This window comes from Streptosporangium canum (assembly GCF_900113865.1).
In the GTDB taxonomy this organism is placed as follows: Bacteria; Actinomycetota; Actinomycetes; order Streptosporangiales; family Streptosporangiaceae; genus Streptosporangium; species Streptosporangium canum.
Genome location: NZ_FOQY01000008.1, coordinates 221,946 through 245,069, shown reverse-complemented (window position 1 = coordinate 245,069; position 23,124 = coordinate 221,946). Strand labels below are relative to the sequence as shown.

Below are 23,124 nucleotides of genomic sequence, written 5' to 3'. Positions count from 1 at the left end.
GATGAGCGTCACCCACGCGGCGCCGCCCCCGCGGGCGCGCCGCGAGGGCCGCAAGGCCCTCCTCTGGATGTCACCCTGGCTGATCGGGTTCGCGGTCTTCTTCGTCTACCCCCTCGTGGCGACGGCCTACTTCTCCTTCCACCGCTACGACCTGTTCACGCTGGAGTTCACCGGCCTGGACAACTACCGCTACTTCTTCCATGACGACCGGGCCTGGATCTCCATCAGGAACACGCTGTGGCTGGTGGTGTTCATGGTCCCCGCGCAGGTTCTCTTCGGCCTGGCCGTGGCCCAGCTCCTCACCCGCCTGAAGGCGGGGGCGGGCTTCTTCCGCACGGTGTTCTACCTGCCGTCGCTGGTGCCGCTGGTGGCCGGGACCGTCTCCTTCGTCTTCCTGATGAACCCCTCGGGGCCGCTCAACCAGATCATCGAGTTCTTCGGGATCGCCGCCCCCGACTGGTTCGGCGACAGGGACTGGGCCAAGCCCGGCCTGACCCTGCTGGCCATGTGGGGCATCGGCAACACGATGATGATCTTCCTCGCGGCGCTGCTGGACGTGCCCAAGCACCTGTACGAGGCCGCGGCCATCGACGGGGCGGGCGGGTGGCGGCAGTTCCGGAGCATCACGCTGCCGATGATCTCCCCGGTGCTGATGTTCTCCACGGTCACCGGCGTCATCTACGCCCTGCAGTACTTCACCCAGGCGATGATCGCCTCCCGGGTCGCCGCCGGGGTCACCGACTCCCCCGGCAGCAGCTTCGTGCCGGGCTACCCCGAGATGTCCACGCTGACGCTGCCCCAGTGGCTGTTCCACGCGGGCTTCCGCGACTTCAGCATGGGTTACGCCTGTGTGCTGGCGCTGCTGCTGTTCGCGGCCTCCATGATCTTCACCCTCGTCCTGCTCCGCCAGTTCCGCGCGTTCACCGACGACGAAGGAGGCAACCGGTGACGACCACCCTGGCCACCAGGCCGCCCGCCGCCGCCTCCCCCGCCCGCCGTACGGATACGCGCGGCGGCCGCGTCCGCAGGACGCTGTACTGGATCGCCACCCACGCCCTCGCCGTGGCGCTGTCGCTGATGTTCATCGGCCCGCTGGTGTTCGTGGCGCTGACCGCGCTGATGACCGACGACCAGGCGCTCACCGGCGAGCTGTGGCCGGACAGCTGGAACTGGGGCAACTTCGCCGAGGTGTTCGCCAGGTCGCACCTGCTGGGCTGGCTGGGCAACACGTTCATGTACGCCGGGCTCGGCACCCTGTTCATGCTGCTGTCGTCGGTCCCGGTGGCCTACGCGATGGCCCGGTTCCGCTTCCGGGGCCGGAAACTGGCCTTCCTGGCGGTCATCACGATGATGATGCTGCCCCCGCAGGTCATCGCCGTCCCCGTCTATCTCATCTGGGCACGCTTCGAGCTCACCGGCACGCTGTGGCCGCTGATCCTGCCGATGCTGCTCGGCGACGCCTTCTCGATCTTCCTGCTCCGGCAGTTCCTGATCACGATCCCCAGGGAGTACACCGAGGCCGCCCGCGTGGACGGCTGCTCGGACTTCCGGACCCTGGTCAGGGTGATCCTGCCGATGGCACGGCCGGCGATCGCGGCGGTGGCCCTGTTCCAGTTCTTCTACTGCTGGAACGACTACTATGGGCCGCTGCTTTACGCCCAGATCAACGAGGAAAACTGGACGCTCTCCCTCGGGCTGGCGTCCTTCCGGGCGCTGCACAGCGTGCAGTGGAACCTCACCATGGCGGCGACCCTTCTCGTCATGGCCCCGGTGATCATCGTGTTCTTCTTCGCCCAGAGAGTCTTCATCGAGGGCGTAACGCTGACAGGAGTAAAAGGGTGAAACTCGCCGTTGTCGGGGGCGGCTCGACGTATACGCCGGAGCTGATCGACGGATTCGCGCGGCTCCGGGACGAGCTCCCCCTCACCGAGATCGCGCTGGTCGACCCGGACGTCCGCCGGCTGGAGCCGGTCGCCGGGATGGCCCGGCGCATGCTGGCGCGCGCCGGTCACCCGGCCGGGGTCGTCGCGACCACCTCGGTCGAGGAGGGCGTGAGCGGGGCGCAGGCCGTCCTGCTCCAGCTGCGCGTCGGCGGCCAGGCGGCGCGCGACGTGGACGAGACGCTGCCGCTGGAGTGCGGCTGCGTCGGCCAGGAGACCACCGGCGCGGGCGGCCTGGCCAAGGCGCTGCGCACGGTCCCGGTGGTGCTGGACATCGCCGAGAAGATCCGCCGGCACGCGCCCGACGCCTGGATCGTCGACTTCACCAACCCGGTGGGCATCGTCACCAGGGCGCTGCTGGAGGCCGGCCACCGGGCCATCGGCCTGTGCAACGTGGCCATCGGCTTCCAGCGCCGCTTCGCCGCGAAGCTGGGGGTCGCCCCGGAGCGGATCTCCCTGGGCCACGTGGGCCTGAACCACCTGACCTGGGAGCGGGCCGTCCACCTGGACGGGGTGGACGTGCTCCCGCGGCTGCTGGAGAGCCACGGCGAGGAGATCGCCCAGGACGTCGGCCTGACGGCCGGCCTGATCCGCCGCCTCGGCGTGGTGCCCTCCTACTACCTGCGCTACTTCTACGAGCACGACCTCGTGGTGGAGGAGCAGCGGACCAAGCCCTCGCGGGCGGCGGAGGTCGCGGCGATGGAGGCGACGCTGCTGGAGATGTACGCCGACCCGTCGGTGGACACCAAGCCCGAACTGCTGGAGAAGCGCGGCGGGGCGTTCTACTCCGAGGCCGCGGTGGCGCTGATCGCCTCGCTGCTCGGCGACCGCGGCGACACCCAGGTGGTCAACCTGCGCAACGACGGCACGCTGCCGTTCCTGGCCGACGACGCGGTCATCGAGGTCCCGGCCAGGATCACCGCCACGGGGGCGGCGGCGCTGCCGGTGGACCCCGTCGAGCCGCTCTTCGCCGGGCTCGTCGCCCACGTCACGGCCTATGAGACGCTGGCGCTGGAGGCGGCCCTGCACGGCGGCGAGGAGCGCGTCTCGGACGCGCTGCTGGCCCATCCGCTGATCGGTCAGGCCTCGCTCTCGGACGACCTGGCCCGGCGCCTCGTCGACGCCAACCGCCGGCACCTGCCCTGGGCGACCACGTGAGAACCGTCCTGGCCGTGGACGGCGGCAACAGCAAGACCGACGTCGCGCTGGTCGGCGAGGACGGCTCCGTCCTGGCCACCGGCCGCGGCGCGGCCTTCGAGCCGCAGAGCGCGGGGGTGGGCGTCGCGATCGACGTGGTCGGCGACGCCGTACGGCTGCTCGGATCGGACCTCGTGCCGCCGTTCGCCGACCACGTGGCCGCCTATGTCGCCGGCGCCGACCTGCCGGTCGAGGAGGAGGCCATCCGCGACGAGATCCTCGCCCGCGAGTACGGCCGGGACGTGGTGGTCGGCAACGACACCTTCGCGCTCCTGCGCGCCGGCGCCTCCGGGCCCGCGGGCGTGGCCGTGGTGTGCGGTGCGGGCATCAACGCCGTGGGGGTCTCCCCCACCGGGGAGGTCGCCAGGTATCCGGCCCTCGGCCGGCTCACCGGCGACTGGGGCGGCGGGATGGGGCTGGGCGAGGAGGCGCTCTGGCACGCCGTCCGGGCCGAGGACGGCCGGGGCCCGGCCACCGCGCTGGACCGCGCGGTCCGCGAGCACTTCGGCACCCGCACCGTCGAGGAGGCGGCACTGGCCATCCACTTCGGCGACCTGTCCCCGTTCAGGCTGCACGAGCTGGTGCCGGTGCTGATGGCCGTCGCCGCCACCGGCGACGAGGTGGCCCGCTCGATCGTGGTCCGGATGGCCGACGAGGTCACCGTCCTCGCCGTGGTCGCGCTGCGCCGCCTGGACCTGCTGGGCACCCCGATGGAAGTGGTCCTGGGCGGCGGCGTGCTGACCGCCCGCGACCCGCTGCTGAGCGACCTGATCGAGCGGCGTTTCGCCGAGCAGGCGCCCCAGGCCAAGCTGATCGTCGCCGATGTCCCGCCCATCATGGGCGCGGCCCTGCTCGGCCTGGACGCCCTCGGCGCCACCGAGGAGGCCAAGACCCGCCTCCGCGCCCACTTCCACGCCATGGCGTGAGCGTGCCGGGTACGGTTCCCGCCGCGGCGGGAGCCGTACCCGTGCCGCGTCAGGGCACGGTGAGGCGCGCCGGAGAGGCGGGGAGGTCTCAGGCGGGGTCGTCGGGCTTGCCGGTGTCCGGGTCGACCAGCTCGGGGGCACGGTGTTCGTACGGCGTGCTGAGCACCACCGTCGTCCGGGTCGAGACATTGGCCGCGCTGCGGATCTGGTTGAGCAGCTCCTCCAGGGCGAGCGGCGACGCCACCCGCACCTTGAGGATGTAGCTCTCGTCCCCGGCCACGCTGTGGCAGGCCTCGATGGCGCTCAGGTGGGCCAGCCGTTCGGGGGCGTCGTCGGCGGCGGCCGGGTCGATCGGCTTGATGGACACGAACGCGGTGAGCGACAGGCCGATCGCGTCGTAGTCGACCAGCGCGGCGTATCCCCGCACCACCCCGCGCTTCTCCAGCCGACGCACCCTCTGATGCACCGCCGACACCGACAGCCCGGTCTCCCTGGCAAGGTCGGTGAAGCTCATCCGGCCATCCCTGGCCAGCAATGTCACGATTCGGCGGTCGATCTCCTCCACCCGATCAACGGTAACGGCACCCGGTGGCCGCCCGCGCCGCCCCATGGTCACGGCATGGTCCCAACCAGGATCGTCTTCCGCCCGGCCGTCACCGGGCTCAGCCGTCCTCACCGGCGGCCACCGGCACCGTCTCCTGCGGCGTCTCCTTCGACGTCTCTTGCGGCGGCACCGTGACGGGCAGGGTGACGACGAAGCGGGCCCCGCCGGTGTGGTCGGTGTCGAGCCAGATCCTCCCCTGATGCTGTTCGACGATCTTCCGGCAGAGCGCCAGGCCGATCCCGGTGCCCTCGTAGGCGTCGCGGTGGTGGAGCCGCTGGAAGATGATGAAGATCTTCTCGGCGAAGTTGGGGGCGATACCGATGCCGTTGTCGGTCAGGGTCATCCGCCACTGCCCGTCCTGTTCCTCGGCCTCGATCCGGATGTGCGGCCTGCGGTCCGCGTCGCGGAACTTCAGGGAGTTGCCGATCAGGTTCTGCCAGAACATCACGAACTGGGTCCGGTCACCGACGATCACCGGCAGGTCGCCGACGTCGATCTCGGCCTCGGACTCCTCCACGGCGGCGGAGAGGTTGACCAGCGCCCGGTCGACCACGTCGTTGAGGTCCATCTCGACGGGCTCCTGATGGACGCGCCCCACCCGGGAGAAGGTGAGCAGCTCGTTGATGAGCACCTGCATGCGCTTGGCGCCGTCGACGGCGAAGTCGATGTAGGTGTTGGCCCTGTCGTCGAGCTGGGAGGCGTAGCGCTGCTGGAGCATCTGGCAGAAGGAGGCGATCTTGCGCAGCGGTTCCTGCAGGTCGTGGGAGGCCACGTAGGCGAACTGCTCAAGCTCGGCGTTGGAGCGCTTCAGTTCCTCGGCCTGCGCCGCGATCTGCTGCCGGGAGGCGCGGGCCTCCTCCAGCTCGCTGACGATCCGCCGGCGCATCGCCTCCATGTCACCGGCCAGCGCGGCGAGGTCCGCGGGCCCGCCGGTGTCGACGTGGTAGTCGAAGTCACCGCTGGTGACGCGGCGCGAGGCGTCGCCCAGGCGGGCGAGGGGGCGGAACACCGCGATCCGCAGCAGCATCGCCACCGTGATGACGGTGACCAGGAAGGCGACCAGGATGGCGAAGAAGGTCACGTCCCGGACGGTGCGGGCGGCGGCCAGCTCGGCGCGCGCGGTGTCCCTGGCCCGGTCCCAGGCGGCGTTCTGGTCGTCGAGCGCGCCGCGGACGGCGTCGAAGGCCCGCTTGCCGCCCTCGGCCTGCCCGGCGCTGACGGTCTCCGGCCCGGCGGCGCGCACGTGCTCGATCATCGGTTCCGCGTAACCGGAGCGCCACTGGGCGCTCAGCCGGTCGACCGCCTCCAGCGCCGGCAGCGCTCGCGCCCTCGGCGCCACCGTCCGGATCTGCGACGACGCGACGAGCTGGCTACGCTGCCCGTCCTCGTACGGCTGGAGGAACTCCTCCTTGCCGGTGAGGACGAAACCCCGCAGCCCGGTCTCCTGGTTCACCAGGGCCGTCTGCATGCGTTCCGCCTGGATCCTGCCCACCGAGATCTCGTCGATGAGGCGGTCGGACGCCTGCGCGGCGTTCCGCAGGACGGTGGCGCCGATCACCGCCGACAGGCCGAGGAGCACCGCCATGGCCAGCAGCACGACGTTGAACCACGTCTGCGCGCTCCAGCGGCGCCGCCCGGAGCCGGCCGGGCGCGCATGGTCGGTGGTCATCGAATTCCCATCTCACAGAAGCTTTGTGTGCCTGAAGCCACGGAAACCCGGCGACTGACGAAAGATACCGGAACGGGGCGCTTCTCCAGCATGCGTTCGTCCCCTTCGACCGCCCTCCGCCACGCGCCCGCCACGGCGAGGCTGCGAAGCTGGTGCGGCCGGCGCCGTCACACTGACCACGGTGATCGGCTCGTATGCTCTGGGAGGTAGTCGTGTCCGACGAGTTCGACGTGATCGTGATAGGCGCCGGCCCCGCGGGCGAGAACGTCGTGGCCCGCGCGGCCCGCGGCGGGCTGAGCGCCGCGGTGGTGGAGGAGGAGCGGGCGGGCGGGGAGTGCGCCTACTGGGCCTGCATCCCCAGCAAGGCCCTGCTCCGCCCGGTGGAGCTGGCGGCGGACGTCGGCCGGGTGCCCGGCCTGGCTCTGCGGCCGATCGACGTCGACGCCGTGCTCGCCCGGCGCGACGAGGCCGTGTCGCACCTGGACGACGGCAGGCAGGTGCAGTGGATCAAGGACGTCCCGGCGGAGTTCTTCCGGGGACGCGGGCGGCTGCGGGGCCCCAGGCAGGTCGAGGTGACCGCCTCCGACGGCTCCACCCGCCTGCTGCGCGCCCGGCACGCCGTCGTGCTGGCCACCGGCAGCCGCCCGGTGATCCCGCCGATCCCCGGGCTGGCGGAGGCCTCACCGTGGACGAGCCGCGAGGCGACCGGCGTCCGCGCCGTCCCGAGACGGCTGGCCGTGCTGGGCGGAGGCGTGGTGGCCTGCGAGATGGCGCAGGCCCTGCACGGGCTCGGCGCCGAGGAGACGACGATGCTGGTGCGCGGGCACGCGCTGCTCGGCCGGATGGAACCGTTCGCCGGAGAGCTCCTGGCGGCCTCGCTCCGCGACGGCGGCGTCCGGGTGCGCACCGGCGCCCAGGTGACCGGGGTCGAACGGCGCGAGCCGGGCGGCCCGGTGACCGTCCACCTCGCCGAGGGCGCGCCGGTGGAGGCCGACGAACTGCTGGTGGCCACCGGCCGCAGGCCCGCGACCGGTGATCTCGGGCTCGGCGCCGTCGGCCTGCCGGACACCGATCCGGTCCGGGTCGACGACAGCATGCGCGCGACCGGCGTCGCCGACGGCTGGCTGTACGCCGTGGGCGACGTCAACGGCCGCAACCTGCTCACCCACATGGGCAAGTACCAGGCCCGGGTGTGCGGCGACGTCATCGCGGCACGGGCGCGGGGGGAGCGTGACGACCTGCCCGCGATGCGGGACGCGGCGGACGGGTACGGGGCGCCGCAGGTGGTCTTCACCGACCCGCAGGTCTGCGCCGTCGGCCGGACCGAGGCCGCCGCCAGGGCCGAGGGGTTCGACGTGCGCGTGATCGAGTACGACCTGGGCGCGGTGTCGGGGGCCTACCTGCTCGGCGACGGCTACCGGGGCAGGGCCAAGGCCGTCGTGGACGAGGACCGGCGCGTCCTGCTGGGCGTGACGTTCGCCGGGCCGGACGTGGCCGAGCTGCTGCACTCCGCGACGGTCGCGGTCACCGCCGAGGTGACGCTGGACCGGCTCTGGCACGCCGTCCCGTCCTTCCCGACGGTGAGCGAGGTCTGGCTGCGGCTGCTGGAGGAGTACGGGCTCTGACCCGCGGGCGCGGCACGGCGGGGCGGCACGGACGAGGCGAGGCGGTCCGGCCCCGTGGTGTCGCGCCGTCCGGCCCCCGCCCAAGGCGGTGACCGCCTGGCGGCCGGCCGCTCCGGCGCGAGGAGTACCGTGGTCGACAACCAGGTATTCGTCCATATTTCCCCGACCCCCCGGAGGGGGACGCCGCATGGACGCCGCGCCCACGCTGTTCGATCCCGTACAGCTGGGCACGGTGACCCTGCCCAACCGCGTCGCCATGGCGCCGATGACCCGTTCCAGGGCGGAGGCCGACGGCACTCCCACCCCGCTCATGGCCACCTACTACGCCCAGCGCGCCTCCGCCGGCCTCATCATCGCCGAAGGCACCCATCCCAGCCCCGCCGGCCGCAGTCGTGCGCGCGGTCGCCGCGGCCGTCGGGCCGGAGCGGGTGGGACTGCGGATCTCCCCCGGCAACCACTACGGCGATATGGCCGAGCACGGGCCGGAGGAGGTCTACACCGCGCTGATCCGCGAGCTCGCCGACGACCGGACCGCCTACCTGCATCTGAGCGAGACCGGGAACGCCGCGCTGGACGGGCGGGTCCGCGCGCTGTGGCCGTCCGCCCTGATCGTCACCCCGCAGAACAACCCGTGCGACCTGGCCAAGACCCATCCGGCCGCGTGGTGGTTGAAACGCGGCGCCGACATGGTGGCCTTCGGAGGCGCCTTCGTCGCGAATCCCGACCTGGTCGAACGGCTGCGTATCGGAGCCCCCTGAACCGCCCCGCCGCCACCGGCGTCTACGGCGGCGGCGCGGAGGGCTACACCGACTACCCCACCCTGAGCGAGCAGGCCCGTGGCCGGGGGTGATGATCAGGGAGCGGCGACGCCGCCCGGCGCCCGCCTCTCCCGGCAACCGGCGCCGAGTGCCGTCGCCGCTCCCTGCCCTGCCTGCTCCGCCTGCCCCGCCTGCCCCGCCTGCCCTGCGGAACCGGGAACCCCACGGTGGCCCCGGTCGGCGGCGCGGGCGGAAAGTCCCGTGTCATCGGGCCGTTCCCCTGCTCACCAAAGGTTCTCCCCGGCGATGTTCATGACTTGACCATGAGAAAAGACAATTGTTTGACTTATTTGTCATAATTTCGACACGGCAGAGAGGCAATGTGAAAGTCACGAGGCCGGACAGGCGGATTCCCGCGACAGGCAGGGGGCGACATGGCAGCCATGGACAGGGCCATGCACATGGGCCGGCGCGAGACGCACGGGCAGGTCGACTTCCGGGCCCTGGACCGGCGGGAACGCCTCTTCATGAGCCGGATGCCCGCCGAACTGGCACTGGGCATGATCCTCGCCCTGGCCGGCGGATCACTCACCCGTGTGCTGCCCGGCGACGTCGTCGCGGCCTACGACCCCTACCTGTACGGACTGCTGGTCCTGGCCATGACGCGCGGCTCGCCACAGGCCGGGTGGGCGGCCCTCAACGGCGCCCTGACCGTCGCCGGGCTCGCGGCCGGCCATTTCACCGCCCACGCCCTCGACCACTCCGAGAGCATGCTCAGCCACGCCGGCGACTGGAAGGTCTCGCTGGGCGTCACACTGATCGCCTTCGGCCTGACCGGATATCTCAGCCGCCGGCCGGACACCGCCGGCGACATCACCGTGGGACTGCTCAGCGGCCTGCTGCTGTTCACCCTGGTCGCCCAGCGGGCGGCGAGCCCGTCCCCGGACGTCTTCCCGGCCGCCGGGTCATGGGCGCTCCTCACCCCGCTGGTCCTCGGCCTGTCGATACCGTTCCTGCTGCGCCCGACCACCGGGGCGCGCGCCCGTACCGCCCTCACCGCCCTCACCTGTGTCGCCGCCTCCAGCGCTGCCCTCCTCCTGCCGCCCCTCCTCCAGTAGGGCCGCCGAGACCCCGGCCGGGCGGCCCCTCCGTGCCCGCGAACGTCGAAGGAACAGCCACCCTCATGTCCCGCACCTGGAACACCCGGCCCGAGACCGAGCGCGACATCCCCGCGATCCGCGAGGTCGCCTTCGGCGCCGTCCGGCGTCCGACCTGACGGGCCCGCACGGGAGACCTCCCGCGCGGGGGCCGTACCGGTGGCGGGGCCGCCTACCGCGCGAGAGCGCGGCTGATCACCACACGCTGGACCTGGTTGGTGCCCTCGACGATCTGCAGGACCTTCGCCTCCCGCATGTAGCGCTCGACCGGGAAGTCCTCGACGTAGCCGTAGCCGCCGAGGACCTGGACGGCGTCGGTGGTGACCTTCATGCACACGTCGGTGGCGAACAGCTTGGCCATGGCCGCCTGCGTCCCGTACGGCCGGCCCGCGTCACGCAGGCGGGCGGCGTCGAGATAGAGGGCGCGCGCGGCGGCGATCTGGGTGGCCATGTCGGCGAGCATGAAGCCGATCCCCTGGAAGTCGGCGATGCGCGAGCCGAACTGGCGGCGCTCCTTGGCGTAGCCGGTGGCGGCGTCGAGAGCCGCCTGGGCCACGCCGACGGCGCAGGCGGCGATACCGAGCCTGCCGCCGTCCAGAGCGGCCATGGCGATGCGGAAGCCCTCCCCCTCCGCGCCCAGCAGCGCGTCGGAGGCGAGCCGTACCGAGTCGAAGCGGACCTGGGCGGTCGGTGAGGACCTCATCCCCATCTTCCGCTCGGGCAGGCCGTACGACAGCCCCTCGGTCCCGGCGGGAACGTGGAAGCAGGAGATGCCCCGCCCGCCGTCGTCGGAGGTGCGGGCCATCAGGGTGTAGAAGTCGGCGACGCCGCCGTGGGTGATCCAGGCCTTGACCCCGTCGACGACGTAGCCGTCGGCGTCGGGCACCGCGCGGGTGACCAGGGCGGCGGCGTCGGACCCGGACTGGGGCTCCGACAGGCAGTAGGCGCCCAGCCACTCGCCGCCGAGCATCTCCGGCAGCAGCGCGGCGCGCTGCGCGCCGGTGCCGTAGGCGGCCACCGGGAAGCAGGACAGGGTGTGCACCGACAGGCCGAGACCGACCGCCAGCCAGCCCGCCGCGAGCTCCTCGACCACCTGGAGATAGACCTCGTACGGCTGCGCGGCGCCGCCGTGCTCCTCGGGGTAGGGCAGTCCGAGCAGCCCGGCCCGGCCCAGGGTGGTGAACACCTCGCGCGGGAAGCGGCCCGCGGACTCGTCGCCCGGCGCCCGGGGCGCCACCTCCTTGGCGATCAGCTCACGGACCAGCTCCAGCAGGTCGCGGGCCTCGGCGGTAGGCATCACACGCTCAACGGTCATTTCCGCACACTCCAGGTCATGGACGTGGACGACAAAAGGGGTGACCGGGGTCACCGGCCACCCCGATTGTGGCACTTGTTACACGATGACGAGTCCGCGAGGCCGGTGGTTGACCCGCTCGCCCCCCTCCTCGGTGCAGACCAGGATGTCCTCGATGCGGGCGCCGTGCGCTCCGCGCAGGTAGATGCCCGGCTCGACGGAGAAGGCGAAGCCCGGCGCCAGCGGCTCGGTGTTGCCCGCGACGATGTAGGGCTCCTCGTGGGTCTCCAGGCCGATCCCGTGGCCGGTGCGGTGGATGAAGTGCTCTCCGTAGCCCTCGGCGGCGATCACCTCGCGCGCCGCGGCGTCGATGGACTCGCACGACACGCCGGGCCGTACGGCCGCGCAGGCGGCTTCCTGGGCACGCTGGAGCACCTCGTAGTACTTCACGAAGTCGGCGGGGGGCTCCCCGACGGAGTAGACCCGGGTGGAGTCGGAGCAGTAGCCGCTGGGCATCTGGCCGCCGATGTCGACCACGACCGGCTCGCCCGCCCGGATGACCCGGTCGGACAGCTCGTGGTGCGGGCTGGCGCCGTTGGGCCCGGAGCCGACGATGACGAAGTCGACCGTCGAGTGCCCGGTCGCGATGATCGCCTCGGCGATGTCCCGGCCGACCTCGCGCTCGGTCCGGCCCGCCCGCAGGAATCCGGGCACCTGGGCGTGCACGGCGTCGATCGCGGCGCCCGCCTCGCGCAGCGCGGCCACCTCCGCCGGGCTCTTGCGCATGCGCAGCCCGCGCAGGACCGTCCCGGCGAGCACCTGCTCCGCTCCGGGGATCGCGTCGCGGAAGCGCAGCGACTGCATCGCCCACATGCGGTCGGCCAGGCCCACCTTGCCCACCTTGCCCAGCCGCGCGCCGACGACCGCATAGGGGTCGTCGGTCTCGTCCCAGGGCACGAACTCGATGCCGAGCCTCGACGCCGGGGAGTGCTCGGCGGCGGGCAGCTCCAGGCGAGGCACCATCAGGAAGGCCTCGCCCTCCGCCGGCAGCACCAGGCAGGTGAGCCGCTCCAGCGGCAACGCCTCGTAGCCGGTCACGTAGCGGAGATCGGGGCTCGGCGTCAGCAGCAGCGCGTCGAGGCCGGCCGCGGCGGTCGCCTCCCGGGCGGCGGCCAGGCGGGCGACGGGATACAGGTCAGAGGACTCCATTGTCACACCGACCAATCTAATCGTGGACGGATCCGGATCACACCCGGCCCCGGAGCGCGCGAGAAAGTCCCGGAAAAACCACCGGAGCGGCGACGACGTCACTACACTCCGTTGAAGGACGATCACATTTTGTCGACAGGATGTCCGTAAGGCCCCACATTTCGAGAGCGAGCTACATGGTCGGCGTAGTGGGCGGCCACCAGCCACCCCTCCCCCCACGAAACGACCTCGTGACCGGTTCCGCCCCGCTGACCGCGGCAGAGATGGTGCAGCGGTTGCGCGGAGAGCTGGACGAGCACATGGCCGTGGAACGACAACTTCTCACCGCACGGCTGGCGCACGCCGAGCGGCTGGGCAACCTGGGCTGGGCCGAGTGGAACCTCCATACCGGAGAGTCCGTCTGGTCCGACCGCGCCTACGCCATCTTCGGCCGCGATCCCGGCGAGGGGCCCATCCCCCTGCGCGATCTGGTCGCCTACGTCGAGGCCGTGGACCAGGCCGACCTGGACCGGCTGCTGCGGGCCGTCGTGCACGGCGCCGAGGCCGGGCAGGCCGAGTTCCGCATCCGCCGCCAAGGAGAGGTCCGCAACCTGCGCGCGGCCCTCGAACCCGTCGCGACCGGCGGGCGCACCGCCGTGCACGGCGTGATCCAGGACATCACCGGCCGGCGCCGGGCCGAGCGGATCATGTCGGAGTCCCGGCGCCAGCTCCTGGAGGTCCGCGAGCAGGCCGCCGAGGAACGGCACCTCAGCGTGGCCCTGCGGGACGCGATCATGCCCGACCTCGGGGCCGCCGTCGAGCTGCCCCACGCGCGGATCGAGGTCCGCTACGTCCCGGCGGGCATGAAGGCGGGCCTCGGCGGCGACTGGTACGACGCCAGCTCCCTGCCCGACGGCCGGGTGGTGCTGACCATCGGCGACGTGTCCGGGCACGGCCTGCCCGCGATCGCCCAGATGGCCCGGCTACGGCACTCGCTGATCGGGCTGGCGATGACCGGCGAGCCCGCGGACAAGCTGCTGACCTGGCTCAACACCTTGGTGATGCACCGGCTGGCGGAGACCACCGCGACCGCGGTGATCGGCCATCTCGACCCGGCCACCCGCGTGTTCACCTGGAGTCAGGCCGGCCACCCCGCGCCGATCCTGATCCGCGACGGGGTGGCCGTCCAGCTCGATCCGCCCGCCGGGGTGCTGCTCGGCGCCACGCTCACCGTGCCGTACGAACCGGCCAGCGTGCGGCTGCTGGAGGGAGACCTGCTGCTGCTGTTCACCGACGGGCTGGTCGAGCGGCGCTCCCGTGACATCGACGAGGGGCTCGCGCTGGCCCTGACGGCGGCGGCGGACCTCACCGGAGACGACCTGGAGGCCGGGCTGGACAGGCTGATCCAGAAGGTCGGCGGCCCGAACCCCGAAGACGACACGTGCGTGCTGGCGATCGGCGTGCTTGGTTAAATGGTCGCCATGCCCGGCCTGATGCTTCTCGACACCCCTTCCCTCTACTTCCGCGCCTTCTACGGGGTGCCGGAGTCGATGACCGCCCCTGACGGCATGCCGGTCAACGCGGTCCGCGGCCTGATCGACATGATCGCCACGCTGATCCGGCAGCACTCCCCCGGCGAGCTGGTCGCCTGCATGGACGCCGACTGGCGTCCGGCCTTCCGCGTGGCGGCGATCCCGACCTACAAGGCGCACCGGGTCGCCACGGGCGACGTCGAGGAGGTCCCCGACACGCTCGCCCCGCAGGTGCCCGTGATCGAGCAGGTGCTCGACGCGGTGGGCATCGCCCGGCTCGGCGTGCCCGGCTACGAGGCCGACGACGTGATGGGCACGCTCGCCGTCAGCGCCAAGGGGCAGGTCGACATCGTCACCGGCGATCGGGACATGTTCCAGCTCGTGGACGACGCCCAGCCCATCCGCGTCCTCTACACCGCCAGAGGGGTCAAGAACCTCGACCTCGTCGACGAGGCCGCCGTCGCCGCCAAGTACGGCGTCCCCGGCCGCTCCTACGCCGACTTCGCCACCCTGCGCGGCGACCCGAGCGACGGCCTGCCGGGCGTGCCCGGGGTCGGCGACAAGACCGCCGCCGCGCTGATCACCCGGTTCGGTTCGCTGGAGGCGCTGCTCCGGGCCGTGGACGAGGACGGCGACCTGACCGCGGGCCAGCGCGCCAAGCTGAGCGCGGCCCGCGACTACCTCCGGGTCGCCCCCGCGGTGGTCCAGGTCGCCCGCGACGTGCCGATCCCGGAGCTGGATCTCGCCCTCCCCCGCCGGGCCCGCGATCCACGGGCGCTGGCGGCCCTGGTCGAGCGCTACGGCCTGGGCGGCCCCGTGGGCCGCCTGTCGGAGGCCCTCTCGCCGGCCTCGCCCGCCTGACCCGATTGTCCGGCCGTATCCGGGGAAGACGTAGTACTTCGGCGCCCGCGCGCGGAGGATGACGGAATGGACGGATCGATCGGGTTCGAGCACGGCCACCGGTCCGGCGGCCTGTCCACGGCGGCCCGCCGGAGCATCCGGTGAGGCCGCCATGACGGGTGACGGTAGGTTGATGCCCGTGCCTCATAAGAGCATCCGGGTGCCCGGAGAGTCCCATCCGCGGCTCGACGACGGTTTCGACCGGATCCGCCGGGAGCTGAAGCTGCCGGAGGGGTTCCCCCGGGCCGTGACCGCCGAGGCCGAGTGGGTCGCCGAGGTGCCCGCGCTGCCCGCGCTGGACCGGACCGACCTGCCGCTGATCACCGTCGACCCGCCCGGCTCCATGGACCTGGACCAGGCCATGCACCTGGAGGAGCGTCCCGGCGGCTACCGCGTCTGGTACGCCATCGCCGACGTCGCGGCGTTCGTACGGCCAGGCGGGGCGATCGACGCCGAGGCCCGCAGCCGCGGCGAGACCGTCTACATGCCCGACGGCCGGGTGCCGCTGCATCCGGCGATCCTGTCGGAGGGCGCCGCCAGCCTGCTGCCCGGGGTGACCAGGCCGGCCGCGCTGTGGTGCGTCGACCTGGACGCCGACGGCCAGATCGTCGGCGCCGACGTGATCCGGGCGCTGGTGCGCAGCCGGGAGCGGCTCGACTACGACTACGTGCAGGCGGCGGTGGACACCGGCACCGCCGACGGCACGTTGCGGCTGCTGGCCGAGATCGGCCGGCTCCGGCTCGCCCTGGAGCGGGCCCGGGGCGGAGTCACCCTGCCCACCCCCGAGCAGGAGGTCGTCCCCGACGGGGACGGCTACCGGGTGGAGCTGCGCGCCGCGCTTGAGGCCGAGGCCTGGAACGCGCAGATCTCGCTGCTGACCGGCATGGCCGCCGCCTCGATGATGCTGGACGCCGAGATCGGTCTGCTGCGGGTGCTGCCGCCCGCCCCCGCCGAGAAGGTCGCCCAGGTCCGGCGGGTGGCCGCCGCGCTCGACGTGCCGTGGCCGGAGGGCGCCTCCTACGGTGACGTCGTGCACGGGCTCGACCCGAAGATCCCCGAGCAGGCCGCGTTCCTGGAGGAGTCCACGGTGCTGCTGCGCGGGGCCGGATACGTGGCCTTCAACGGCGAGCCGCCCGTCCAGGCGGACCACGCCGCGGTGGCCGCGCCGTACGCGCACGTGACCGCGCCGCTGCGCCGGCTCATCGACCGCTACGCCACCGAGATCTGCCTGTCGATCGCGGCGGGCGAGCCGGTGCCCGAGGAGATCCAGAAGGCGATGGGCGACCTGCCCGGCATCATGCACACGACCGGGCGGCGCGCGAACGCCGTCGAGCGGGCCTGCGTGGACCTGGTGGAGGCGTTCGTGCTGCGCGAGCGGGTGGGCCAGGCGTTCGACGCGGTGGTGATCGACGTGGACGGGAACCACTCCTGGGGGCAGGTGCAGGTCACCGATCCCGCGGTGGTGGCCCGCTGCGACGGCGAGGGGCTCGTGCTGGGTGAGGCGGTCCGGGTACGGCTGACGCGTGCCGACCCCGCCACCCGAGAGGTCCGCTTCAGCCTGGCCTGATCGGCTCCGGACACGCGGGGAGGCCGCGCCCGGGGGGCTCGGGCGCGGCCTCAGCCGCGGGAGGACGGCTTTTACTTCTTCAGGCTCCAGCCTGCGCCGACACCCGCCAGGTGCAGCGCGACGGCGACCAGTCCCGCGAGGGCGAGCGTGGTGACGGTCACGACGCTGCCGACGGCCACACCGGCGAGCTGGAAGATCAGTGCGAGGACGAACAGCAATGCTGCGGCGAGGGCGAACATTCCTACCTCCCTGGGCAGGGATCCAAAGGGTTCGCCATAGGGATGTCCACCGCGATCACCTGGGAAACAGCCCGCGAGGTTACGTTGCGCGCACCAACCGTCACAAGGTATTGACCGGGCGGTCAGTTAACCGGCCGGTCCGGCGGACCTCCCGGCCCGAGGGACGCCACGGGGGCGAGACGGCAGGGCCGCCGGTCCCGCGTGGAGGGAGGCGGGGACGGCGGGCTCTCAGCTGAGGGAGGAGTAAGCCACCACCCCGCGCCGGAGCGCGTCCATCGCCTTGCCGGCGTTCTGCTTGACCTTGCTGCTCCTGGGAGCGGCGTCGGAGATCTGGCCGAGCAGGTCGAGCAGCTGCTTGATCCAGCGGACGAAGTCGCCGGCGGCCAGCTCGGCCCCGTTGACCCCGTCCCTCAGCACGGCGTCCAGGTTCTGGCCCTTGGCCCAGCGGAAGGCCGCCCAGGCGAACCCGAAGTCGGGCTCCCTGATGAAGGACAGGCCGTGGTCGCCCTCGATCGACTCCAGCTCGCCCCAGAGCCTGACCATGTCCCCCAGCGCCTTCTGCACGCCGCCCGCCGGGATCCTCGGCTGGCGGGCGTCGTCAGCCTGCCTGGACTCGAAGACCAGCGAGGACACGACGGCGGCCAGCTCGGCCGGGTCCAGCTCCTCCCAGAGCCCGGCGCGCAGGCACTCGGCGGTGAGCAGGTCCAGCTCGGTGTAGAGCTGGGCCAGGCGGCGGCCCTCGGCGGTGACGCTCTCGCCCTCCAGGTAGCCGAGCTGGTCGAGCACCCCGCAGACCTTGTCGAAGGTGCGGGCGATGACGTGGGAGCGGCCCTCGACCCGGCGGCGCAGTCCCTCGGTCTCGCGCAGCAGCTTGTAGTAGCGCTCGGCCCAGCGGGCGTGGTCCTCGCGCTCGTCGCAGCCGTGGCAGGGGTGCTGGCGGATCCCCTTGCGCAGGCGGTTGATCTCGTCGTCCTCGGCCGCGTGGTCGCGTGCCCTGGCCGGCTTGCCGAAGTCACGGTCGCCGATCTTGGCGTGGACGGAGGCGACCAGGTTGGCCCGCTCCTTCGGCGAGCGCGCGTTGAAGTTCTTCGGGATGCGCAGATGCTCGACCGGCTCCACCGGGACCGGGAAGTCGGCCGGCGACAGCTTCTTGACCTGCTTGCCGATGGTCAGCACCAGCGGGGCGGGCCCCTCTCCCCGGGAGTTGAGACCGGGGTCGAGGACGACCGCCAGACCGGCGCGGCGCCCGCCCGGGATACGGATGATGTCACCCGGCTTGAGCACCTCCAGCGAGCGCAGCGCCTGCGCCCTGCGGGCCGCGCCGCGCTGGCGTGACAGCTCGGCCTCCCGGTCGGACAGCGCCCTGCGCATCGCGGCGTACTCCTCGAAGTCGCCCAGGTGGCAGGTCATCGCCTCGCGGTAGCCCTCCAGGGCCTCCTCTGCGCGGCGCACCTGCTTGGCGATGCCCACCACGGCCCGGTCGGCCTGGAACTGGGCGAAGGAGGACTCCAGGAGCGTCCTGGCGCGTTCCCTGCCCACCTGGCCGACCAGGTTGACCGCCATGTTGTAGGAGGGGCGGAAGCTGGAGCGCAGCGGGTAGGTGCGGGTGCTGGCCAGCCCCGCGACCTGCAGCGGGTCCATGCCCGGCTGCCACTGGACGACCGCGTGGCCCTCCACGTCGATGCCGCGCCGCCCGGCCCTACCGGTGAGCTGGGTGTATTCGCCGGGCGTGAGGTCGGCGTGGGTCTCGCCGTTCCACTTGTCGAGCTTCTCGATCACCACGGATCGGGCGGGCATGTTGATGCCCAGCGCCAGGGTCTCGGTGGCGAACACGGCCTTGACCAGGTTGCGGGTGAACAGCTCCTCGACGACCTCCTTGAAGGCCGGGAGCATGCCCGCGTGGTGGGCGGCCAGGCCGCGCTCGAGGCCGTCGCGCCATTCGAGGTAGCCCAGCACGGCCAGATCCTCGTCCGGCAGGTGCGCGGTGCGCTCGTCGACGATCTGCCGGATCTGGTGGCGTTCGGCGTCGGTGGTGAGCCGGATGCCGGTGTGCAGGCACTGCATGACGGCCGCGTCGCAGCCGGCGCGGGAGAAGATGAAGGTGATCGCCGGGAGCAGGCCGCCGGCGTCGAGGCGCTCGATGGCCGCCGCCCGGTCGGGCGGGGCGGCCCTGCGCGGGCGGGAGTAGCCGCGGCGGCCCCTGCCGTACGACTGACGCTCCTCGTCCTTGGCGATCCGCATCAGGTGGGGGTTGACCTGCGGCCGCCGGCCGTCCTCGTCCGCCACGAACAGGTCGTACAGGCGGTTGCCGACGAGCATGTGCTGCCAGAGCGGGACCGGGCGGTGCTCGTCGACGATGACGCTGGTGTCGCCGCGGACCTCACCCATCCACTCGCCGAACTCCTCGGCGTTGCTGACCGTGGCCGAGAGGGCGACCAGCCGCACCGACTCGGGCAGATGGATGATCACTTCTTCCCAGACCGCGCCGCGGAACCGGTCGGCCAGGTAGTGCACCTCGTCCATGACGACGAATCCGAGGCCCGCCAGGGTGCCGGACCCGGCGTAGAGCATGTTGCGCAGGACCTCGGTCGTCATGATGACGATCGGGGCGTCGCCGTTGATGCTGTTGTCGCCGGTGAGCAGGCCGACATTGGCCGCGCCGTACCGTCTGACCAGGTCGTTGTACTTCTGGTTGGACAGCGCCTTGATCGGGGTGGTGTAGAAGCACTTGCGGCCCTGCTCCAGCGCGAGGTGGACCGCGAACTCACCCACGACGGTCTTGCCGGATCCGGTCGGGGCGGCCACGAGGACTCCGTCGCCCGCCTCCAGCGCCCGGCAGGCGTCCAGCTGGAAGTCATCCAGATCGAAGTCGTACAGACCGCGGAACGAGGTCAGTGCCGGCCCGCTGTCAGCCTGGCTCTGACGGAAAGCAGCGTAGCGTTCCGCTGGGGTCGTCATACCCTCCACCCTACCGATATCGGGATTCCGGTCCGCCCCCGAGTACGCAACGCGTCAAGTGATCGCCAAGGACGCGATCCGGGCCGCGGGGGCGGCGCCAGGGGACCGGGGGCCGGGCCGCGGGGACGGCGCGGGGCCGCTCAGGCGAGCACGCGCAGCGAGCCCGGGACGATCTCGCAGGTGAGCGGGGCGGGCCCGACCCGCTCGCCGTCGGCGTAGACGATCGCGCCGGGGGCCTCCAGGGTGACCCGGCGGGCGCGGCGCATGGTGACGGCGGGGTGACCCGCGTGGGACCCCTTGTAGACGCGGGGGAAGGCGCGCAGGAACTCCCCCCTGGGCACCGCCCCGAGGATCGTCACGTCCAGCAGGCCGTCGTCGGGGAGGGCGTCCGGGCATACCCGCATCCCGGCGCCGTAGGAGCGGGTGTTGCCGACCGCGATCAGCATGGCCTCGCGCTCGATCACCTCTCCGTCGAGTTCCAGCCGGAACGGGATCGGCCGGAAGGAGCAGAGCTCCTCGGCCAGCGCGAGCAGGTACTTCGCCATGCCGGGCGGCCAGGACATCCGGTTGGCCCGCTCGTTGACGCGGGAGTCGAAGCCGCAGGAGACCACCCCGGCGAACCACTCGTCCTTGCCGATCTTCGCGGCGTCGATCGTGCGGACCTCGGCCCTGAGCACGACGTCGGCGGCGGCGAGGGTGTCCTTCTTCGGCAGGCCGAGCGCGCCGGCGATGTCGTTGCCGGTCCCGGCGGGGATGATGCCCAGCGGGACGTCGGTCCCGGCGACCGCCTGGACCGCCAGGTGGACCAGGCCGTCCCCGCCGAAGGCCACCAGCGCCTCGGGGCCCTCGGCGACAGCGGTGCAGGCGCGTTCCAGAGCGTCGTCCGCCGACTCCCCGACGATCACCGAGACCTCGGAGCCCCCCTGCCGGAGCCTGTTGAGCACCGGAGCGAGCAGGCCTCGCGAGCGGCCGCCGCGGGCGAGGGGGTTGACGAGAACAGCGATCTCTCCGGGCACAGACCGGAACTTATCGCCTATTTGATCGGATCAGTATCCGTCGTGTTCAAATCGAGAGGAGAAAGATCCTCCGCGAGCGGGGACGCCTCGTCATCCGACAGGTGGGAGAAGTCCTCGCCCTTCGGCGCCCTGCGCTCCCGTAGATACATGAACCCCTCGGCGAGGGCGAACAGCACGACCATGGGGATGGCCAGCGCGATCATCGAGAACGGGTCGGTGCTCGGGGTGGCGAGCGCGGCGAAGAGGAACATGATGAAGATGACCATGCGGCGGTGCTTGGCCACCGTCGCACGCGGCAGGACGCCGATCACGTTCAGGAACACCATCAGCAGCGGCAGCTCGAAGGAGACACCGAAGATGATGAGCATCACCAGCGCGTAGCTCAGGTAGTCGTCCATCTCCAGCAGCGGGATCGCGTTGGTGGGCGCGAAGCCGAGCAGGATCGCCAGACCGGTGTCCATGATGAAGTAGGCCAGCGCGGCGCCGGCCAGGAACAGCGGGATCGCCAGGGCGAGGAACGAGATCGAGTAGCGCTTCTCGTTGCGGTACAGGCCGGGGGTCACGAAGGCCCAGATCTGGTACAGCCACACCGGCGAGGAGAGCACCATCGCGAACATCGCCGCGACCTTCAGGTTGACGAAGAAGGCCTCGAAGACTCCGCGGATGGCGAACGTGCACTCGCCCTCCCGCAGCAGGTGCGAGACGGGCAGGCTGCAGTAGGGCTCGGTGATGAAGGTCCAGATGGGGTCGAAGAAGACGAACCCCACGATGATGCCCACGACCATGGCGAGCAGGACGATCACCAACCGGTTGCGCAGCTCACGGAGATGCTCCATGAGCGGCATGCGCCCCTCGGCCGAATCGGTGGACACCGACCCGTTCTGGCCCGGCTTGGGCCATTTCAGCAGCGCCATTCGCGAATCCCGGTCCGAGAGGTGAAGTGATCAGAGGCGGACTGAAGCCTACTGAGGCTTCGGAGCACCCGCCTGAGCGCGCAGCCTGGCGGCCTGCTCCTCCAGGGCGCGGGCCTGCTCCTCCGCCGACGGCGCGGGCGCCGCGGTGGTGAGCGGCTGCGGGGCCGGGGCCGCGGGCTGGGGCTGCGCCTGGACGACCGTGGCCGTCGGGGCGTCGGCGTCGTCGTCGTCGCGGAGCTTGGAGGTCTCCGCCTTGAAAATGCGCAGCGACCGGCCCAGTCCGCGAGCGGCGTCGGGCAGTTTCTTGGCACCGAACAGCAGCACCAGGATCAACCCGATGATGATCAGCTCAGTGGGTCCCAGGTTGGGCATGACACATCCTTAAGCCGAGCGACATGCAATCTCTGATCCCGATCGTACGCTCCCCGGGGCACAGACTCATCCCTTCGGAACCCGTATTGTCCCGGCCTGCCCCCTGAACAGGGTATGTGCCGGCTCCAGCCGCCGCCGGGTCCTGTCCACCTCCCGGCCCAGCTCCCGGGCCGCCAGCAGCACGCGGACCCCCAGGAAACCGAGGACGACCAGTCCGGTGGTGGCCAGCGCGACCGCGGCGAAGATCCAGCTCATGTCGTGAGATCTTAACCTGGACGTCAGGAAACCGACTCGTAACGATTCAACGCCGACGTCGCGGCCTCCCGCACGCTCGCCGCCAGCGAGTCCGGGGAGAGCACCCGCCCGGTGTCGCCCAGGCGCAGCGCCAGCCGTACCAGCCAGCCCTGGTCGCGCGCCCGCAGCGCCACCCGCAGGCGGCCCTCGCCGAGCTCCTCCACCTGCTCGCACGGGTAGTATTCGGCGACCCAGCGGCCCGCCGGGGTCAGCTCCAGCTCCACCAGCTCGTCTGTCGGAGAGGGCCGGAACACCCCGGAGGTGACCTCGTCGGGCACCGCGCCGGCGGGCGGATCGGCGGCCACGTCGAGCACCTCGACGGTGATCATCCGGTCCAGCCGGAACAGCCGCACCGCCTCGGCCCGGTAGCACCAGCCCGACAGGTAGGAGCGGCCGTCCACCACGACCAGGCGCATCGGGTCGACCTCGCGCGGGGTCACCTCGTCGCGGCCCGGCACGTAGTAGCGCAGCGACAGCCGCCTGCCGCGCCGCAGCGCCTCGTTCACGGTGGGCAGCGCGTCGGGCGTGGCGTCCACCTCGACCGCGACCTGGCTGCTGACCGCGGCCGCGCCCTCCACCGACGCCTGCTCGAACTTGGCGATGACCCGGGCCAGCGCGTCGCGCTCGCCGAACTCGGGCATCTCGGCGAGCATCCGCAGGGCCACCAGCAGCGCGCTGGCCTCGTCGACGCCCAGCCGCAGCGGGCGGGCGATGGTGTCGGCGTTGTCGATGACGATCTCGCCGCCGTCCCATGACACGTCGATCAGGTCGCCGGGGGTGTGGCCGGGCAGCCCGCACATCCACACCAGTTGCAGGTCGTCGATGAGCTGCTTCTCGCTGAGCCCGAAGATCTTCGCCACCTCGGGCACCTGGGCCCCGGGGTGCGACATCAGGTAGGGCACCAGTGCCAGCAGCCTGGGCAACCGGTCGGCCGTGCTCATGCTCCGCTCCACTCCGCGTCGGCGACGCCCCGC

General features: G+C 72.0%; 21 protein-coding genes and 1 pseudogene. 11 read left to right on the top strand and 11 right to left on the bottom strand.

Annotated features, from left to right (window positions below; translation table 11 throughout):
- Nucleotide 1: 1 nt before the first annotated feature.
- The 4 genes from BM085_RS14975 to BM085_RS14960 are packed head-to-tail and all read left to right on the top strand — an operon-like array spanning nt 2 to nt 4,063.
- Nucleotides 2-949: a carbohydrate ABC transporter permease gene (locus tag BM085_RS14975; RefSeq protein WP_093887591.1), complete on the top strand. Its 948-nt coding sequence runs from the start codon at nt 2-4 to the stop codon at nt 947-949.
- Nucleotides 946-1,842: a carbohydrate ABC transporter permease gene (locus BM085_RS14970; RefSeq protein ID WP_093887590.1), complete on the top strand. Its 897-nt coding sequence runs from the start codon at nt 946-948 to the stop codon at nt 1,840-1,842. The genes BM085_RS14975 and BM085_RS14970 overlap by 4 nt, the downstream gene beginning before the upstream one ends.
- Nucleotides 1,839-3,098, top strand: coding sequence for a 6-phospho-beta-glucosidase (locus tag BM085_RS14965; protein ID WP_093887589.1), 1,260 nt, complete (start codon nt 1,839-1,841; stop codon nt 3,096-3,098). Before BM085_RS14970 ends, BM085_RS14965 begins: the two co-directional genes overlap by 4 nt.
- Nucleotides 3,095-4,063 carry an N-acetylglucosamine kinase gene (locus BM085_RS14960; protein ID WP_093887588.1) on the top strand — a complete coding sequence of 323 codons (969 nt, stop codon included), beginning with the start codon at nt 3,095-3,097 and terminating at the stop codon, nt 4,061-4,063. The genes BM085_RS14965 and BM085_RS14960 overlap by 4 nt, the downstream gene beginning before the upstream one ends.
- 88 nt (nt 4,064-4,151) lie before the next feature.
- Here the strand turns inward: BM085_RS14960 and BM085_RS14955 are convergent, their stop codons facing one another.
- Together BM085_RS14955 and BM085_RS14950 are read right to left on the bottom strand one after the other, a co-directional pair.
- Nucleotides 4,152-4,628: an Lrp/AsnC family transcriptional regulator gene (locus BM085_RS14955; protein ID WP_031161448.1), complete on the bottom strand. Its 477-nt coding sequence runs from the start codon at nt 4,626-4,628 to the stop codon at nt 4,152-4,154.
- 97 nt (nt 4,629-4,725) lie between these two features.
- Nucleotides 4,726-6,336: a sensor histidine kinase gene (locus BM085_RS14950; RefSeq protein ID WP_093887587.1), complete on the bottom strand. Its 1,611-nt coding sequence runs from the start codon at nt 6,334-6,336 to the stop codon at nt 4,726-4,728.
- A gap of 212 nt (nt 6,337-6,548) precedes the next feature.
- Between BM085_RS14950 and BM085_RS14945 the strand changes: the two genes are divergently transcribed.
- The 4 genes and pseudogenes from BM085_RS14945 to BM085_RS14935 all read left to right on the top strand — a co-directional run bounded on the left by BM085_RS14945 (nt 6,549) and on the right by BM085_RS14935 (nt 9,837).
- Nucleotides 6,549-7,961 (top strand): dihydrolipoyl dehydrogenase family protein, encoded by a 1,413-nt coding sequence (locus BM085_RS14945; RefSeq protein WP_218158716.1) that lies wholly within the window; start codon nt 6,549-6,551, stop codon nt 7,959-7,961.
- A 187-nt stretch (nt 7,962-8,148) separates the two neighbouring features.
- A pseudogene (locus BM085_RS46805) lies at nt 8,149-8,340 on the top strand (oxidoreductase); the annotation flags it as partial.
- Between the two features lie 13 nt (nt 8,341-8,353).
- The gene (locus tag BM085_RS45905; RefSeq protein WP_245789321.1) at nt 8,354-8,719 is read left to right on the top strand and encodes an oxidoreductase; all 366 of its coding nucleotides are present in this window, start codon (nt 8,354-8,356) and stop codon (nt 8,717-8,719) included.
- Nucleotides 8,720-9,153: 434 nt separating this feature from the next.
- Nucleotides 9,154-9,837, top strand: a complete 684-nt coding sequence (locus BM085_RS14935) for a hypothetical protein (protein ID WP_143120923.1) — start codon at nt 9,154-9,156, stop codon at nt 9,835-9,837.
- 211 nt (nt 9,838-10,048) lie between these two features.
- On the opposite strand, the gene BM085_RS14930 is transcribed toward BM085_RS14935, so the two are convergent.
- Both BM085_RS14930 and BM085_RS14925 read right to left on the bottom strand, forming a co-directional pair.
- Nucleotides 10,049-11,191 carry an acyl-CoA dehydrogenase family protein gene (locus BM085_RS14930; protein ID WP_093887584.1) on the bottom strand — a complete coding sequence of 381 codons (1,143 nt, stop codon included), beginning with the start codon at nt 11,189-11,191 and terminating at the stop codon, nt 10,049-10,051.
- Nucleotides 11,192-11,269: 78 nt separating this feature from the next.
- The gene (locus tag BM085_RS14925; RefSeq protein ID WP_093887583.1) at nt 11,270-12,379 is read right to left on the bottom strand and encodes a M24 family metallopeptidase; all 1,110 of its coding nucleotides are present in this window, start codon (nt 12,377-12,379) and stop codon (nt 11,270-11,272) included.
- Nucleotides 12,380-12,609: 230 nt separating this feature from the next.
- Between BM085_RS14925 and BM085_RS14920 the strand changes: the two genes are divergently transcribed.
- The 3 genes from BM085_RS14920 (at nt 12,610) to BM085_RS14910 (ending at nt 16,357) form a co-directional block, all read left to right on the top strand.
- Nucleotides 12,610-13,830, top strand: coding sequence for a PP2C family protein-serine/threonine phosphatase (locus BM085_RS14920; RefSeq protein ID WP_245789320.1), 1,221 nt, complete (start codon nt 12,610-12,612; stop codon nt 13,828-13,830).
- Nucleotides 13,831-13,839: 9 nt separating this feature from the next.
- A complete protein-coding gene (locus BM085_RS14915; RefSeq protein ID WP_342742886.1) occupies nt 13,840-14,751 on the top strand; it encodes a 5'-3' exonuclease in 912 nt (303 codons plus the stop codon).
- Between the two features lie 172 nt (nt 14,752-14,923).
- Entirely contained in the window at nt 14,924-16,357 is a 1,434-nt protein-coding gene (locus BM085_RS14910) for an RNB domain-containing ribonuclease (RefSeq protein WP_245789319.1), read from the top strand.
- 71 nt (nt 16,358-16,428) lie between these two features.
- Here BM085_RS14910 and BM085_RS44395 read toward each other — a convergent pair whose 3' ends face one another.
- From BM085_RS44395 to BM085_RS14875, 7 genes are all read right to left on the bottom strand, one after another.
- The gene (locus BM085_RS44395) at nt 16,429-16,596 is read right to left on the bottom strand and encodes a hypothetical protein (protein ID WP_093887579.1); all 168 of its coding nucleotides are present in this window, start codon (nt 16,594-16,596) and stop codon (nt 16,429-16,431) included.
- A gap of 228 nt (nt 16,597-16,824) precedes the next feature.
- Nucleotides 16,825-19,554: a DEAD/DEAH box helicase gene (locus BM085_RS14900; RefSeq protein ID WP_093887578.1), complete on the bottom strand. Its 2,730-nt coding sequence runs from the start codon at nt 19,552-19,554 to the stop codon at nt 16,825-16,827.
- Between the two features lie 140 nt (nt 19,555-19,694).
- Nucleotides 19,695-20,570, bottom strand: a complete 876-nt coding sequence (locus BM085_RS14895) for a diacylglycerol kinase (protein WP_093887577.1) — start codon at nt 20,568-20,570, stop codon at nt 19,695-19,697.
- Nucleotides 20,571-20,587: 17 nt separating this feature from the next.
- On the bottom strand, nt 20,588-21,484 hold the full coding sequence (gene tatC, locus BM085_RS14890) for a twin-arginine translocase subunit TatC (protein WP_081937374.1): 897 nt from the start codon (nt 21,482-21,484) through the stop codon (nt 20,588-20,590).
- A 48-nt stretch (nt 21,485-21,532) separates the two neighbouring features.
- Complete coding sequence (gene tatA / locus BM085_RS14885) at nt 21,533-21,856, bottom strand: Sec-independent protein translocase subunit TatA (protein ID WP_031161467.1); 324 nt, start codon at nt 21,854-21,856, stop codon at nt 21,533-21,535.
- A gap of 66 nt (nt 21,857-21,922) precedes the next feature.
- The gene (locus BM085_RS14880; protein ID WP_093887576.1) at nt 21,923-22,111 is read right to left on the bottom strand and encodes a hypothetical protein; all 189 of its coding nucleotides are present in this window, start codon (nt 22,109-22,111) and stop codon (nt 21,923-21,925) included.
- Nucleotides 22,112-22,134: 23 nt separating this feature from the next.
- On the bottom strand, nt 22,135-23,091 hold the full coding sequence (locus BM085_RS14875) for a helix-turn-helix transcriptional regulator (RefSeq protein ID WP_086576346.1): 957 nt from the start codon (nt 23,089-23,091) through the stop codon (nt 22,135-22,137).
- Between the last annotated feature and the right edge of the window lie 33 nt (nt 23,092-23,124).

Coding starts and splice junctions, on each gene's coding strand:
- BM085_RS14910 (WP_245789319.1), top strand. CDS start 14,924: ATGCCCGTGCCTCATAAGAGCATCCGGGTGCCCGGAGAGTCCCATCCG.
- BM085_RS14925 (WP_093887583.1), bottom strand. CDS start 12,379: ATGGAGTCCTCTGACCTGTATCCCGTCGCCCGCCTGGCCGCCGCCCGG.
- BM085_RS14975 (WP_093887591.1), top strand. CDS start 2: ATGAGCGTCACCCACGCGGCGCCGCCCCCGCGGGCGCGCCGCGAGGGC.
- BM085_RS14915 (WP_342742886.1), top strand. CDS start 13,840: ATGCCCGGCCTGATGCTTCTCGACACCCCTTCCCTCTACTTCCGCGCC.
- BM085_RS44395 (WP_093887579.1), bottom strand. CDS start 16,596: ATGTTCGCCCTCGCCGCAGCATTGCTGTTCGTCCTCGCACTGATCTTC.
- BM085_RS14875 (WP_086576346.1), bottom strand. CDS start 23,091: ATGAGCACGGCCGACCGGTTGCCCAGGCTGCTGGCACTGGTGCCCTAC.
- BM085_RS14900 (WP_093887578.1), bottom strand. CDS start 19,554: ATGACGACCCCAGCGGAACGCTACGCTGCTTTCCGTCAGAGCCAGGCT.
- tatA (WP_031161467.1), bottom strand. CDS start 21,856: ATGCCCAACCTGGGACCCACTGAGCTGATCATCATCGGGTTGATCCTG.
- BM085_RS14930 (WP_093887584.1), bottom strand. CDS start 11,191: ATGACCGTTGAGCGTGTGATGCCTACCGCCGAGGCCCGCGACCTGCTG.
- BM085_RS14880 (WP_093887576.1), bottom strand. CDS start 22,111: ATGAGCTGGATCTTCGCCGCGGTCGCGCTGGCCACCACCGGACTGGTC.
- tatC (WP_081937374.1), bottom strand. CDS start 21,484: ATGGCGCTGCTGAAATGGCCCAAGCCGGGCCAGAACGGGTCGGTGTCC.
- BM085_RS14935 (WP_143120923.1), top strand. CDS start 9,154: ATGGCAGCCATGGACAGGGCCATGCACATGGGCCGGCGCGAGACGCAC.
- BM085_RS14950 (WP_093887587.1), bottom strand. CDS start 6,336: ATGACCACCGACCATGCGCGCCCGGCCGGCTCCGGGCGGCGCCGCTGG.